Origin of the sequence: Thioalkalivibrio sp. AKL6 (assembly GCF_000376905.1) — a bacterium.
GTDB lineage: Bacteria > Pseudomonadota > Gammaproteobacteria > Ectothiorhodospirales > Ectothiorhodospiraceae > Thioalkalivibrio > Thioalkalivibrio versutus.
Genome location: NZ_AQXS01000010.1, coordinates 445138 through 459978 on the forward strand (window position 1 = coordinate 445138; position 14841 = coordinate 459978).

Sequence of the window (14841 nt, forward strand, 5' to 3'; positions counted from 1 at the left end):
GTTCAGGTACGTCCGGCGAGGTGGCCGATGCGCTGGCTGACCTTCTCCCAGGCTCCTTCCAAAGCGGCCAGCGGATCGCGGCGCCGGAGGGCGCGGCGGGAATGGATCCACTGCCCCGTGGGACCAGCCGGCTCGGTGTCGTGTGCAGCCTCGATAATCCGCGAGACCACGGCGAACTGGTTGTACTCCTCCAGCACCCGGCGCCGGGCCTCGAGGATGTGTGGCAGGCGCTGTTCATACTCGTTGTCGCGGATGGCGCGGCGAATGCGTTCCGCCGTCCCCTCCACGTCATCGATATCAACCGCGATGAAGCTTTCCGGCGGAAAATAGTCCGCCGCATTGGGCGCACCGTAGTAAAACGGGAGCGTCGCGCCGAGAAAGGCGTCCGCCAGCTTCTCGGTCCAGTGATGCGGCCCCACGTAGTTCTCCACCGCGAGGTGATAGCGGTACGCATCCAGGCATTCGGCCTTGTCATCCAGCGGCTGCACCCCCTTGCCGAAGATCTCCAGTTCTGGCAGCTCGGCCTTCAGCGCCCAGGTGAAGTCATAGCGCCGCCGGTGCAGAGTGTGGCGCTGGCGTTTCGCCGAACACATGGTGGCGATCTCGCGGGTCTTCTCCAACGGCGGGTTCGCCCGCATCTCGTTGTACGGCCGCTCGCCCTGACTGCCGAAACCGTAGTACCAGAGCATCCCCTGCTGGGAATGGATGCGCCGACGGTGCTTGAGGGCCCATTCCGGGTGCGAGGTCAGCACGCGACCAAACTGCCGGGTAAAACGCCGGCCATAGGACTTGATGGACGGCGGCTCCATGGTTACCAGCAGAGTGCGCTCGGCCCCGCAGGCCATTTGCTCGCTGTAGTGCCGATTACGCCCCGTGTTCGAGGGAAACTCGTCGTAGACCACCAGCCAGTCGTATTCCGTCGCCTGGGGATCGAAAATGAACTCGCAGTCTCCCCACCGCCCTTCACCGTCCGGCAGCTGGTGGCGCCAGATGCTCTCGCGCATGGTCGAGAGGAACTTGACCCGGATTGGACGCGACACGGGGTCCGTCACGGCCTCTCCCCGCCGCGTTCCAGGAATTCGGCATAAGCTCCCGCGAGGCCCTCTTCAAGTTCGATCCGGGCCTTCCATCCCAGCGCCGCGAGTCGCGAGACATCCAGCAGCTTGCGCGGCGTCCCGTCCGGCCGCGAGGTGTCAAAACGCAGTTCGCCGGCAAAGCCGACCACCCGGGCCACCAGCCGCGCCAGATCGGCGATCGCTAGATCCTCGCCGGTGCCGACGTTGATATGGCTCAGCATCGGTTGCGTGTGTTCTGCGTAGGTCACGTGATCGAGGTTCATCACGTGTACACAGGCCGCCGCCATGTCATCCACGTGGAGGAACTCCCGGCGCGGGGTGCCACTCCCCCAGACGGTCACATGCCCGGCTCCGGCCCGCTTCGCCTCGTGAAAGCGCCGGATCAGCCCGGGAATCACGTGGCTGTTCTCCGGGTGATAGTTGTCACCCGGGCCGTAGAGGTTGGTCGGCATCACCGAGCGGTAATCCGTGCCGTACTGCCGGTTGTAGCTCTCGCACAGCTTGATGCCGGCGATCTTGGCAATCGCGTAGGGCTCGTTGGTCGGCTCCAGCGGCCCGGTCAGCAGGGCCTCCTCGGGGATCGGCTGCGGCGCCTCGCGCGGATAGATGCAGCTGGACCCGAGAAAGAGCAGCCGCCGCACGCCCGCTCCGTGCGCGCCATGGATCACGTTCGTCTGGATCGCGAGGTTGTCGCGGATGAACTCGGCCGGATAGGTGTTGTTGGCATGGATGCCCCCGACCTTCGCCGCCGCGAGGTAGACCCGATCCGGGCGCTCCACGCGCATGAAGGCCTCGACCGCCGCCTGATCGGTCAGGTCCAGCTCCGCATGGCTGCGGGTCAGCAGTTCCACCCCCGGCCAGTCCTCGAGCTGGCGACACACCGCGCGGCCCACCATCCCGCGGTGTCCGGCGACGAAGACGCGTTGCAATTTACTCATGGCGACTCAGGGTCCGGTAGCCGTGGTCGCGCACCAACTCGTCCCGCTCGGCACTCCTGAGATCCTCGCGCACCATCTCGGCCACTAGTTCGTCAAAGCGAATACGCGGTTCCCAGCCCAGCTCGCGCTTGGCCTTGCTGGCATCCCCCAACAGGGTCTCGACCTCGGTGGGACGAAAATAGCGCGGGTCCACCGACACGATGCAGCGGCCCTTTTCGTCGAAGCCCTGCTCGTCCACGCCCTCGCCGCGCCATTCGATGCGCATGCCCAGCTCGCGCGCTGCGGCGTCGACGAAGTCGCGCACGCTGTGCTGTTCGCCGGTGGCGATCACGTAGTCGTCCGGGGTTTCCTGCTGCAACATCAGCCACTGCATCTCGACGTAGTCACGGGCATGTCCCCAGTCCCGTTTGGCATCCAGGTTGCCCAGATAGAGGCGTTCCTGCAGCCCCAGCTTGATGCGGGCCAAGGCGCGCGTAATCTTGCGGGTGACGAAGGTTTCGCCGCGCACCGGCGATTCGTGGTTGAACAGGATGCCGTTGCAGGCATACATCCCGTAGGCCTCGCGGTAATTCACCACGATCCAGTAGGCATACAGCTTGGCCACCGCATACGGGCTGCGCGGATAGAACGGGGTGGTCTCGTCCTGCGGGGTGGCCTGAACCTTGCCGTAGAGCTCCGAGGTGCTGGCCTGATAGAAGCGCGTGGTCTGCTCCATGCCAAGGATGCGGATCGCCTCCAGCACGCGGAGCGTGCCCAGGGCATCGGAGTTGGCGGTGTACTCCGGCTCCTCAAACGAGACCGCGACATGCGACTGCGCGGCGAGATTGTAGATCTCGTCCGGCTGCACCTGCTGAATGATGCGGATCAGGCAGGTCGAATCAGTCAAGTCGCCATGATGCAGGATGAACCGGCGATCACTCTCGTGCGGATCCTGATACAGGTGGTCGATACGATCGGTATTAAACAGAGAGGAGCGGCGCTTGATGCCGTGCACCTCGTAGCCCTTGTCCAGCAAAAACTCGGCCAGGTAGGCCCCGTCCTGCCCGGTAATCCCGGTGATCAATGCCACTTTGGCCATGCCAACTCCTGCTCGCAGGCCACGCCCCGTCCGCGCGCCGCCCAAAAGGGCGGATCATAGCATTCCCGGAACCACCCGATGCCCGGTCACGCGCGGCCGTACACGTCCTCCAGGCGGACAATGTCATCCTCGCCGAGGTAGCTTCCGGACTGCACCTCGATCAATTCCAGCGGGAGCGCGCCGGGGTTCTCCAGGCAGTGAACCTGGCCAATCGGGATGAAGGTCGATTCGTTCTCGGTGACCAGGTAATTCTGCTCGCCATTGGTCACCCGCGCGGTGCCGCTGACTACTACCCAATGTTCGGCTCGATGATGATGCATCTGCAGGGAAAGACGCGCACCGGGGTTCACGGTGATGCGCTTGACCTGATAGCGCGCCCCGGTATCGATGGATTCGTAGCACCCCCAGGGACGATAAACCGCCGTGTGATTGACGTGCTCGCTGCGGTTGTCCGCTTTCAGGCGCTCCACGATGAGTTTGACGTCCTGAACGCGGTCGCGGTCGGCAACCAGTACGGCGTCACGGGTGGCGACCACGGCCAGGTTGCGCAGGCCAATGCCGGCGACCAGCAGGCCGTCGGCATCCACCACGCAGCCCTCGCTATCTTCCAGCAGGCAGTCCCCGCGCAGGGTGTTGCCCTGCTCATCCATACCACGCACGCGCGCCAGAGCGGACCACGAGCCGATGTCGCTCCAACCGGCGGCCAGCGGTGTGACGGCGGCGTGCTCGGTGCGCTCCATCACGGCGTAATCCACCGAGATGTTCGGGGCCGCGGCGAAGGCCTCCGGGTCCACCCGCAGGAAGTCGAGGTCCTCGCGAGCGCCCTCCAGCGCGGCGCGACAAGCCTCGACGATGCCCGGTTCGAAACGCTGCAACTCCTGCATGTACAGCGAGGCGCGGAACACGAACATGCCGCTGTTCCAGAGGTAATCGCCACTGTCGACGTACTCGCGCGCGGTGGCGGCATCCGGCTTCTCGACGAAACGCGCCACTCGCGCCCCGGCCTCCCCCAGGGACTCACCCTGTTGGATGTAGCCATAACCGGTCTCCGCAGCAGTAGGTACGATCCCGAAGGTCACCAGGTGGCCCGCCTCCGCCAGCGTCATGGCTCGCGCCACGGCGGCCTGGAAGGCCTCGGGATCACCGATGTGGTGGTCCGCCGCCAAGATCAGCAACAACGGGTCGCGCCCTTCCACCTGCGCCTGCAATGCGGCCAGGGCGATTGCCGGGGCGGTATTGCGCCCCTCCGGCTCCAGCACGATGCGGGCATGCTCCACACCTGCCGCCCGCAACTGCTCGGCCGCCAGGAAGCGATGCTCGACGTTGGCCAGCACCAGGGGCGCCGACGCGCCCAGGCCGTACAGCCGCTGGGCCGTCTGCTGCAGCAACGTCTGCTCCCCGGTCAGGGGCAGGAACTGCTTGGGGTAGTGACTGCGCGATACCGGCCACAGCCGAGTCCCCGATCCGCCGGCCAGGATCACCGGCTGCAGTTCCGTCCGGCTTTGCGTATGTTCCATCGGCCTTACCCCCGTATCAGGCGTGAAATCTCGTCCACGCGGCGTTCCAGCAGGGCCGGATCGGCGCGGGTCTCCACATTCAACCGCAGCAGCGGCTCGGTATTGGAACTGCGCAGGTTGAAGCGCCAGTCCGCGAATTCCAGACTGACGCCATCCGTATGATCCAGCCCCACGGCTTCCGACGCGTAGGCCTGCATCACCCGATCGGTGGCGGCAGCGGCGTCCTCGACCTCGAAGTTCAGCTCGCCGCTGCAGGGGAAGCGCGCCATGCGCTCGGCCACCATCTCGCCCAGCGTTTGACCGCGCCGGCCCATGAGCTCGGCCACCCGCAACCAGGGCAACATCCCGGTATCGCAGTAGTAGAAGTCCCGGAAGTAGTGGTGAGCACTCATCTCGCCTCCGTAAATCCCATCCTCGTGGCGCAGCCGCTCCTTCATGAAGGCATGTCCGGTCTTGGACTGGATGGGCTCGCCCCCCGCGGCACACACCATCTCAATGGTGTTCCAGGTCAGGCGCGGATCATGGACGATGCGCTCCCCGGCGTGCCCCTCCAGGCATGCCTCGGCCAGCAGGCCCACGATGTAATACCCCTCGATGAAGTTGCCTTCGGCGTCGAACAGGAAGCAGCGATCAAAGTCGCCGTCCCAGGCCACGCCCAGATCGGCGCCGTGCTTGCGCACCGCCTCCGCGGTGGCCGCGCGGTTCTCCGGCAGCAATGGATTGGGAATGCCATTGGGGAAATGCCCATCCGGTTCGAAATTGACGCGGATCAGCTCGAACGGGAGATGCGGCTCCAGGGCCTCCAGCACCGGCCCCGCGCCCCCGTTGCCGGGGTTCACGACCACCTTGAGTTTCGGCAAGGTTTCGCGGTCGACCGAGGCCAGCAACCGGGAGATGTAGTCCGCCCGATGATCCAGGTGCCGGACCTGCCCGTGGGGCATGGGCCGGAAGTCACCGCGCTCAGCGCGAGTGCGAATCGCCTGCAGCCCGGAATCCCCGCTGATCGGGCGCGCATCGCTGCGTACCAGTTTCAGCCCGTTATAGTCCAGCGGATTGTGGCTGGCCGTCACCATGATCCCGCCACCGGCCCCATAGTGCGCGGTGGCGAAATACACCTCTTCGGTGCCACACATGCCGATATCGGCAACATCACTCCCGCCCGCCGTAAGCCCTTCGGTGAGCGCCCGCGCCAGTTCCGGGCTGGAAAGGCGGATATCGTGCCCGACGACCGTGCGTCCCGGCCGGATCTCCTCGGCGAAGGCGCGCCCGATCGCTCGCACCACATCCGGATTGAGCTGGTCCGGCACCCGGCCACGTATGTCGTAGGCCTTGAAACAGTCGATCTTCATGCACGCCCCTTACCGGCATCATTCGATTCCCGCACCGGACAGAAATCCGTTGCGTACACCTTCATGATACATAGCCAAAGGGCTCCGCGAGGCCATGCCAGCATCACTGGCGTGAGTGCCGTTACTTGACGCTCTACACGCATACCCCCGAGCATGGTGGGTTTATACAACGAGGAAAAGCCGATGAGTGAGCCGCAAGTGAAGACCGAGGAGAAGAAACAGCATTTCGACGATATCTACGTCGCCGAGACCCCGGTGCCGTTCAAGGAGCGCATCATCGACGCGCTCGACTACATCTCCGACGACTTCAACCGGCAAACCTTCGACCGGCTGATCCTTCCTTGGGCCGAGAAACAGGCCGCCACCGGCAAGACCCTGAACTACGTGGACCTGTGCTGCTGTTTTGGCAACACCACCATGGCCGCCATCCACAACATGGATGTCGAGGCGATCCGCGCCAACTGGGCCGATGAGCAGACCTGCAAGACCGTCGCCGCCCCGCGCCGTCTGCCGATGAAGACCACCGGCATCGACATCTCGGGCAACGCGCTGGCCTATGGCAAGAGCGCCGGGCTGTTCGACGAAACCTTCGAGGCCGACCTGAACCAGCCCGCACCGGAGACCCAGGCCGCGATCGAAAAGTCCATGGCCGACGCGGACATCGTGATCTCCACCGCATCGCTGGTCTATCTGGACCCGCCGGCAATCGAGAAGCTGATCCGCTCCTTCGCCGAGACCCCGCGCGAGGGCTACATGCTGGTCAACTTCCTGAACCCCTTCGCCCTGGAAAAGGCCGACGCGACCAAGCGCCTGCTGCTGGAACACCTGGAATTCGTCGGTAGCACCGCCAGCCGCCATCGCCGCCTGTCGCCGCTGGAGCAGGAGAACTATCCGGGCGAAGACTGGGCCCTGCTGGAGATCTGGGTGCTGCGCCGCCGCGCGTAGTCCGGACGCTGCCGATAGCGGGGCATGGCATCCCCGACAGGACGGGCCGGCCCTTTTGGGGGCGGCCCGTTTTCGTTGGGGCCGCCGACGCACCACCGGAACCACGGCCTCACAGCAAGACGACGCGGTTACGACCCGCCTCCTTGGCCTGATACATCGCCTCGTCCACTCGGCGGGCGAAGGTCTTGGGGGTATCGCCCTGGCGCATCTCGGTCACCCCGAAACTCGCCGTAACCGACACCGGGCACGCCGTTTCCATGGCCGCCACGGCCTTGCGCAGCTTTTCGGCCATGGCCTCGGCACCCACGCCAGGGGTCTCCGGCACGACGACCATGAACTCCTCCCCGCCCCAGCGCCCAAGGGCATCCGCCTCGCGCAACGCGCCCTGCACCGTATCGGCCAGCCGCTTGAGGACGTCATCTCCGGTCTCGTGGCCGTAGTCGTCGTTGAAGTCCTTGAAATGGTCGATATCGAACATGATCAGGGAAAGGGGCCGTCCGTAGCGGCGGCTGCGCTCCATCTCCGCCTCCAGTGTGTTGCCCAGGCTCAGGCGGTTGGCCAGCCCCGTCAGCCAGTCGGTATGCGCCAGGCGCCGGATCTCGTCCTCCATGCGCACTCGATCGGTCACATCCTTGCTGATCGACACGTAGTGCGTCACCCGGCCATGGGCATCGGTCACCGGACTGATGCTCTGCTCCATGTTCATCAGGGTGCCGTCGCGACGGCGGTTCACGAACTCGCCACGGAAGGCTTCGCCGCGCGCGAGCGTATCCCACATCTCGCGATAGAACCCGGGCTCCTGCTGACCGGACTGAAGGAACCGCGGATTCTTGCCTACCGCTTCATTCCGGCTGTATCCGGTCTGCTCCTCGAAGGCCGCGTTCACATAGGTGATCGTGCCTTCGGGGTCGGTGATCAGCACGGGGTCCACCGACACCTCAAGCGCGGTCGACAATAGCCGCAGCTCGTCATCCCGCCGCCGCTCCTCGGTAACGTCCTTTTGTACCGAGACGAAGTGGGTGATGTCACGGTCGTTATCGCTGGCATATACGGGCGAGATGTGCCAGCGAACCTCGTACGGGGAGCCATCCTTGCGGTAGTTGACCGTTTCGCCCTCGAAATACTCGCCACTGACGAGGGCCCCGCGCAACCTGTCCAGAACGGCGCGCGAGGTTGCCGGACCCTGAAGGATACGCGGGGTTTTCCCCAGGGCTTCCTCCCGCGAATACCCGGTCATGCGCTCGAAACCCGCATTGACGTAAACGATCCGCGGACCGCCGTCCAGATCGGCGTCGGTAATGACCACCGAGTTGTACGATTGCTCGATAGCGGCATCCAGCAGTCGGAGTTTCTCGAACCCCTCGATGATCGACACGGACGCCATATCGGGCCTTCTGCAAAAAATGAACGCACGACACGGGGTCATGCGCGAGGTCACTGAAATCCGACCCGCTTGGGGCGGCGCGGTTCAGTCCATGTCCGCCATCTCGAGGATCGATCCGACAATGTCGCTGGTCGTCACGATCCCTTCCAGCTCGTTGCCCTTCAGCACCACCAGCCGCCGGATCCCCTGGCTCACCATCAGCCGCGCGACGTACTTCACATCCATCTCGGCGGGCACCGTGATCACCGGTTTCGTGCAGACATCATAGACATTCGAGAGGTCGATATCGCCCTCTTCCGCCACGATCGTCTTGAGGATGGTGGTGTAGGTGATGATGCCGTAGGCATCGTGGGCGTGCTGCTTCTCCACCACCAGCGACTTGACGCCATGCTTGCGCATCAGCTGCATCGCCTCGCGCAGCGGTGCCAGGGGAGACACAGTGACGACATTGGGTCTTAGAATTTCGCTTACCAGCATGTTGCTCTCCGTCAGAGTTCTTCCTTGACCTGTTCCTGGAACTGCTCGATCTGCTTGCGCCCGATACCGGCGAGATGGGCCACATCCACCGTAAAGGCCACTCCCCGGGGGTCATTGGCCAGGTCCAGCTCCCTCGAGATGCACTTGAGCACGTCCAGGGCCACCTTCTTCTCCAGCACCCACAAGAGGACCGACTGACTGCCCTCGTAGGTCATGCCGAGAAACGTCCTGCGGGCCTCGGCGCCAATCCCGCGCGCATCCATGATGGTTACGCCACCTGCGCCAGCTTCCTTGGCCGTGGCAATCGCCTGCTCCTCCAGATCATCCGAGAGGACGGCCACCAGTGCAGAAAATCGCATTGCTCACTCCTCCTGCCGCTCGTCGCGAGCGGACCAGCGTTCGTAAAGATCCACGGCGATCGCATAGAGCATCACCGTGACGATGGGAAATATCGACGCGAACGCGATCAGACCGAAGCCGTCGATCAGTACGTTGCGATCATCCAGGTGCGTCGCCAGGCCGATCCCCAGAGCCGTCACCAGGGGCACAGTCACCTCGGAGGTGGTCACCCCGCCAAGATCGAAGGCCAGTGCCACGATCTGCTTGGGCGCCAGGATCGTGAGCACGATAACCAGCAGGTAGCCGCCCATGATGTAGTGGTGGATGGAGTCCCCCGCCAGGATGCGGTGCACTCCGATGGTGATGCCAATGGCCACGCCCAGCGCCACCAGGATGCGGATTACGTTGCCGCGCAACGAACCGCGAGCGGCCTCCTCGGCCTTCTGGCCGATCGCGATCAGCGCCGGTTCCGCCATGGTGGTCGCGAACCCGATGGAAAAGGCGAACAAATACACCCACACGAACAGTTCGTTGGTAATCAACTGCTCGGCCATGCTCTCGCCGATTGGGAACAGGCCCAGCTTCAGCCCTACCACGAAGGCATAAAGCCCCAGCACCACCAACACGAAACCGAACATCACCCGCGGCAGATACGGGATGCGCTTGCGCAGCACGAAATACTGGAACACCACGATCACTGCGATGATCGGTGCCACGTCACGCAGCATCAGCAACAGGTCCATGCCCATCGCGGACAGCCAGTGCCGCTCGCCTGCGCCTGGCAGATCGGTTCCCGGATCCATGGCCGCTGTCTCGGCGCCGGTTGGAGCCGCGATCTCCGCTCCCGTGAACACGATGATCCCGTAGATCTGCACCGTGATCATCGGCACCATCACCGCCAGCGCCACCAGCCCGAAGCCGTCGCGCAGTGGGTTACGCCCGCTTATGGAGGCCGCCAGCCCCAGGCCCAGTGCCGCCACGAGCGGCACCGTCACGATGTTCGTGGTCACCCCGCCCGAATCGTAAGCCAGGCCCACGATCTCCTCGGGGGCAAAGAAGGTCACCAGCACCACCAGCACATAGCCGGTCAGAATGTACCAGTGCAGCGGATGTCCGAGCACCGTGCGCAGGATCCCCAGCGCCACCACGGCCCCTACCGAAAGCGCGACAATCAGCCGCAGCACCATGCCCTCGATACGGCCCTCGCTGATCACCTCCGCCTGCTCCGCCACCGCGATCAGGGCCGGCTCCGCGATCACCGTCGCAAACCCGAGCGTAAAGCCGAAGGCCATCAGCAACAGCAACGATCCACGCCGCGCCAGTGCGTTGGACAGGTTCTTGCCGATGGGGAAGATCCCCATCTCCAGGCCCTGCAGGAACAAGGCCACGCCGAACACCACGATGGCCAGGCCCACCACCATCGACAGCAGGCCATCCGGCACCGTGCGCAGCACCAGCGCCTGGAACACCGCCACCACGATCACGATCGGAGCGAGGTTGCGTGCCGCATGACCCAGGGTGTGGAGAAAATTCATGCGCTCCCTAGGGAAACACTAATTAATGTACACACTCGCGCTCGAGTCGCTTTTGCGTGCGAACAAGGCGCGGCGACCGCCGTGCAGTCATTCTGCACAAGGGAGCCGCAACGCCGTGCGCACGCCCGTTTTTGATAAGCACGGGCGGCCGAGCCCCTGCTTTGCAATGGCTTGTGGGGTTGGCACCCCAGGTTCCCCGATCCTGCGTTGCGCCGCTTGCGGGTAGAACCACTACCCGCTGCACGACACGCCTTGTCTCGGAAAACCTGGGGTACCAACGCGAGTGTGTACATTAATCAGTGTTTCCCTAACCGAGGCGCCGCCCCGGAATCAATCGCAAGCGTAATGGTCGTACGCTGCATGGAATCCCTGCAGATACCCTATCGCGCTGTAGTCATCGGCGCCACGGGCGGCCTCGGTGCCGCGTTTGTCGACCACCTGGAGAACGACCCGAACTGCGAACGCGTGGTCGGCCTCGGACGCCAAAGCACCCCGCCCGTGGACCTGCTCGACGAGGCCAGCATCGAACACGCCGCCGCCTGGCTGCGAGACCAGGCACCCGAGTGGGACCTGATCCTCGACGCCACCGGCATCCTGACCATCGACGGCCACGGGCCGGAGAAGCGCCTGCGCGATCTCGACCCGACGATCATGGCCCATGCCTTCGCCATCAACGCCATCGGCCCGGCCTTACTGTTCAAGCACCTGGCACCCCTGCTCCCGCGGGGCCGCAAGGGAATCCTGGCCACCCTCTCGGCCCGGGTGGGCTCCATCGAGGACAACCACCTGGGCGGCTGGGTGAGTTATCGCGCCTCCAAGGCCGCGCTCAACCAGATCGTGCGGACCACGGCCCTGGAACTACGCTTCAGCCATCGCCATGCGCTGGTGATTGCGCTTCAGCCTGGCACCTGCGACACCCGTCTGTCGGAGCCGTACCGGTCACGCGCCCCGGAGATCCTCAGCCCCGAATACGCAAGCGAACGTCTGCTCGGTGTCCTGGACCATCTGGAGGCCGACCAGTCCGGCAGCTTCCACGACTTCGAGGGCCAGCGCCTGCCTTTCTGAACGCTCACCCGCCACAACCATGATCTGCATCAACAACCGCTAATACCGTTGGCGGGATAGTGCCTGCGAACATACACCGATTCGGAGGCTCGACATGCAACGTTCCACCACCCTGCGCGCTCTGACCCTAGCCGGCCTGCTGGCCCCCGCAGCCATGATCCCGGCCCACGCGACCGCTGCCAACGCCGATGTCTCCGCTGGCGACTGGCTCGTTCGTGGCGGTCTGCATCATGTCGAGCCCAAGTCGAACAATGGCTCTTTGCTCGGCGGAACGACCGACGTCAACGTTCGATCGGATGCCAAACCCAGCGGGACGATCGCCTACATGCTGACCGATAGTCTAGGCTTGGAGCTCTTGGTGGCCTGGCCCTTCGAGCACGACATCCACCTTGAGAACGTGGGCCGCGTGGGCAGCACCAAGCACCTGCCACCGACCCTGAGCCTGCAGTACCACTTCAATACCGGTACGCAATTCCGTCCCTACGTGGGTGCCGGCGTCAACTACACCCACTTCTTCCGGACCCGCAGTTCGCTCGGCGACCTGGATCTGGACGACTCCTGGGGCGCGGCGGTGCAGGCCGGACTCGACTACGCCATCACGGATGACTGGTTCGTCAACGCCGAGATTCGCTGGATCGATATCGACAGTGACGTCAGCCTCGGCGGTGCGGACATCGGGACGGTCAACATCGACCCGATGGTGGTTGGTTTCGGCGTCGGCCGACGCTTCTGAGGCGCCGACGTAACCGCATAACGTCGGCCTAGCCGCCGACGTCTCCGACGAGGCCGAGGACCCGCGCAATGCGGTCCTCGGCCTCTTGCGTTTCCAGCCCGCGCGATTTCGGGGCACCCCACACGGGGCCGGGCCACGCCGGGTCCCCCTCGCAGCGTGCTACATGATGCAGGTGCAGCTGCTCCACGATATTGCCAAGCTTGGCCACGTTCAGCGCCTTCGGGGCGAAGGCCTGCTCCATCGCCCGCGCCAGTGCACCGGACTCGCGAGCCAACTGGATGGCATCCTCGGGGGCCAGTTGATGCAGTTCGCGCACATCGGCGCGACGCGGCACCAGGATGAACCAGGGATAGTCGTGATGATCCATCAACCGCAGCCGCGAGAGTGGCCACTCGGCCGCCGCCCAGGTATCGGCCTCCAGGCGTGGATCCAGCGGAAATTCAATCGTCATTGGCAAGCTCCTGCCATATTCCCGGCTGGGACCAGAGGCCGGTCTGCCATTCGCCCTTCGCGCCGGGCAACAGGTAACTGTAGTGGGATCGATGCCGCAATGCGGCCAATACCTCGCGCCGTGTATTCGCGTCCGCCCCACTGATCACAACCAACCGGGAATCCGGTACGGCCCAGGCCCGCGCTCCCGAGCCGATCTCGCCTGCGTTCGCCAGTGCGACAGGGTCGCTCGGCAGGCCACGCCGCCCCAGCCAGTCGGCCACGGAGGAATGCGAGCCCAGCACGATCCGCATGCCTTCTGCGTCGTCCGCGGAGCCCGGCACTCGACCCAGCCAGGGAGTTACTTCAGAAGGGTCCGCATCGTCCAGCGCCACCACCCGGGCTTCCGGGTCCAGCGCCCCCTGACGCAGGATGGCGGGCGACTCGTCCGCTGCCAGATGGCGGAACATTCGCCAGTCGGGGTCGATGGCAATGGCCTGGGGACGGCTGGAGGTCTCCAGCGAAACCCCCTTCTTTGCCGCATTCAGCTCGACCCAATGCGTCTCGCGGCCGTTCTCGGTTTCCAGCTCCAGCGGCACATACAGCTCCCAAGGGGCCTGCTCGTCGCGTTGTTGCAGCCGGCCCTGTACTCGCCAACCGTTCCCCCGCGCCTCGCGGTGCAGTCCCGTCAGTTCCAGCACAGGCGCGCCGGGGCGCTCTACCCACTGGGAAAAGAAGGGCCGCAGATCTTCATCCGTCGCTCCGTCGAACGCCCCGATCACGGCGTCCCAGTCCGCCTCGCGAAAGCGCCATTCGTCGTACAGGGCCCGCGCACCCAACAGCAGCGCCTCGCGCCCGATTCGATCCTCCAGCATTCGCCACAGCATCGCGCCGCGGTGATAGCCGGCGATGCGAGCCGCCCCCGAATTGCCGCCCCGGAAGCTCCCGTGCGCGCGATCTTCGCCGGCCGGCAAGGCCGCGTAATCGCGCAGCCACTGGCCCCGTTCCTCCCGTCCTTCGCCGCGGTCGCGCTTGAACTGATAGTCGGCCATGTAGGTCGTCAGCCCTTCCGACCAGTTGCCTGCGGAATAATCCACGTACACTCCGGTTCCCCACCAGGCGTGCAGGACCTCGTGGCCCAGCGAGGTGTACGGAATAAACGGCAGCGGAATCACACGTTCCCCCAACAACGTAAAGCCGGAAAACGCCAGTCCCACGGGCTGCGGACTCGCGGCGATCGTGAAGGTCGCAAACGGGTACGGGCCGATCTCGTCATTGAAGCGCTGCAGGTATTTGGCCACCTGCTCGCGATAGGTCTCCCCGAATCGCTCCTCGAGGCCGACCGGAAACAGGGTGCGTACCTCCACATCTCCGACCCGCCGCTCGGCCGACTCCCAGGGGCCGGTGGCGACCGCCAGGGCTCGACCAGCGGGGTGCTCGAACGTGGCATGGTATTCGTCACCCCGGCGCTCTTCGGCCACGCGGGAGCCGGAAGCCACCCCGAGATGGCCACCGAGGCTCCTCAATTCGATACGCACTGCGTGGGGCTCGGCATCGGGACGGCGCGGATACCAGTCGGCGCCCGGCGGCAGATACCCGCCGTCCGGGCCCAGATATCCACTCCCGGGACGTGCCTGGTCCGGTGCCGAAAGACGCGCCCCATAGCGGATCGCCAAAGGCCCGTCATCCGCTCCCGGCTCGCGCGCCAGTTCCAGCCAACCATCCTCGCGGCGGTCGAACTCGACTACCTGGCCGCCGAGCGTCACCGCATCCACGGCAATGCCCGGATCCAATCGGAACCGGCGCAGCGAGGCCGGATCGATCCGGGCCGGATCCGCCTCGAACCGCCCCTCCAGCCGCGCCTGGCTGGGATCCAGTTCCACCTCCAGTGTCACACCATCGTATGCCGTGTCGGCCGAAGCCGCTCCACCGGCCAGCCACAACACAACACTGCACACCAACAACCCCAGGCGCAT

14 protein-coding genes are annotated in these 14841 nt (G+C 64.9%); 3 read left to right on the forward strand and 11 right to left on the reverse strand.

Annotated features, from left to right (window positions below; translation table 11 throughout):
• Window positions 1–2 precede the first annotated feature (2 nt).
• The 5 genes from D575_RS0110050 to D575_RS0110070 all read right to left on the reverse strand — a co-directional run bounded on the left by D575_RS0110050 (window position 3) and on the right by D575_RS0110070 (window position 5958).
• Window positions 3–1052, reverse strand: a complete 1050-nt coding sequence (locus D575_RS0110050) for a glycosyltransferase family 10 domain-containing protein (RefSeq protein WP_018145791.1) — start codon at window positions 1050–1052, stop codon at window positions 3–5.
• A complete protein-coding gene (locus tag D575_RS0110055) occupies window positions 1049–2014 on the reverse strand; it encodes a GDP-L-fucose synthase (protein WP_026182115.1) in 966 nt (321 codons plus the stop codon). The genes D575_RS0110050 and D575_RS0110055 overlap by 4 nt, the downstream gene beginning before the upstream one ends.
• Window positions 2007–3092 carry a GDP-mannose 4,6-dehydratase gene (gene gmd / locus D575_RS0110060; protein WP_018145793.1) on the reverse strand — a complete coding sequence of 362 codons (1086 nt, stop codon included), beginning with the start codon at window positions 3090–3092 and terminating at the stop codon, window positions 2007–2009. The genes D575_RS0110055 and gmd overlap by 8 nt, the downstream gene beginning before the upstream one ends.
• A gap of 86 nt (window positions 3093–3178) precedes the next feature.
• On the reverse strand, window positions 3179–4609 hold the full coding sequence (locus tag D575_RS0110065; protein ID WP_018145794.1) for a mannose-1-phosphate guanylyltransferase/mannose-6-phosphate isomerase: 1431 nt from the start codon (window positions 4607–4609) through the stop codon (window positions 3179–3181).
• Between the two features lie 5 nt (window positions 4610–4614).
• Window positions 4615–5958, reverse strand: a complete 1344-nt coding sequence (locus D575_RS0110070; RefSeq protein WP_018145795.1) for a phosphomannomutase/phosphoglucomutase — start codon at window positions 5956–5958, stop codon at window positions 4615–4617.
• Between the two features lie 183 nt (window positions 5959–6141).
• Between D575_RS0110070 and D575_RS0110075 the strand changes: the two genes are divergently transcribed.
• Window positions 6142–6903: a class I SAM-dependent methyltransferase gene (locus D575_RS0110075; protein WP_018145796.1), complete on the forward strand. Its 762-nt coding sequence runs from the start codon at window positions 6142–6144 to the stop codon at window positions 6901–6903.
• A gap of 109 nt (window positions 6904–7012) precedes the next feature.
• Here the strand turns inward: D575_RS0110075 and D575_RS0110080 are convergent, their stop codons facing one another.
• From D575_RS0110080 to D575_RS0110095, 4 genes are all read right to left on the reverse strand, one after another.
• Window positions 7013–8287 carry a diguanylate cyclase gene (locus tag D575_RS0110080; protein WP_018145797.1) on the reverse strand — a complete coding sequence of 425 codons (1275 nt, stop codon included), beginning with the start codon at window positions 8285–8287 and terminating at the stop codon, window positions 7013–7015.
• An 84-nt stretch (window positions 8288–8371) separates the two neighbouring features.
• The gene (locus tag D575_RS0110085; protein WP_018145798.1) at window positions 8372–8764 is read right to left on the reverse strand and encodes a CBS domain-containing protein; all 393 of its coding nucleotides are present in this window, start codon (window positions 8762–8764) and stop codon (window positions 8372–8374) included.
• 11 nt (window positions 8765–8775) lie between these two features.
• A complete protein-coding gene (locus tag D575_RS0110090) occupies window positions 8776–9123 on the reverse strand; it encodes a hypothetical protein (RefSeq protein ID WP_018145799.1) in 348 nt (115 codons plus the stop codon).
• 3 nt (window positions 9124–9126) lie between these two features.
• Entirely contained in the window at window positions 9127–10638 is a 1512-nt protein-coding gene (locus D575_RS0110095) for a DUF1538 domain-containing protein (protein WP_018145800.1), read from the reverse strand.
• A gap of 360 nt (window positions 10639–10998) precedes the next feature.
• On the opposite strand from D575_RS0110095, the gene D575_RS0110100 reads away from it, so the two are divergent.
• Complete coding sequence (locus tag D575_RS0110100; protein ID WP_026182116.1) at window positions 10999–11703, forward strand: SDR family NAD(P)-dependent oxidoreductase; 705 nt, start codon at window positions 10999–11001, stop codon at window positions 11701–11703.
• Between the two features lie 94 nt (window positions 11704–11797).
• The gene (locus D575_RS0110105) at window positions 11798–12436 is read left to right on the forward strand and encodes an OmpW family protein (protein ID WP_018145802.1); all 639 of its coding nucleotides are present in this window, start codon (window positions 11798–11800) and stop codon (window positions 12434–12436) included.
• Between the two features lie 28 nt (window positions 12437–12464).
• On the opposite strand, the gene D575_RS0110110 is transcribed toward D575_RS0110105, so the two are convergent.
• Window positions 12465–12887 (reverse strand): HIT domain-containing protein, encoded by a 423-nt coding sequence (locus D575_RS0110110; RefSeq protein WP_018145803.1) that lies wholly within the window; start codon window positions 12885–12887, stop codon window positions 12465–12467.
• Window positions 12877–14841 carry a M1 family metallopeptidase gene (locus D575_RS0110115; protein ID WP_018145804.1) on the reverse strand — a complete coding sequence of 655 codons (1965 nt, stop codon included), beginning with the start codon at window positions 14839–14841 and terminating at the stop codon, window positions 12877–12879. The genes D575_RS0110110 and D575_RS0110115 overlap by 11 nt, the downstream gene beginning before the upstream one ends.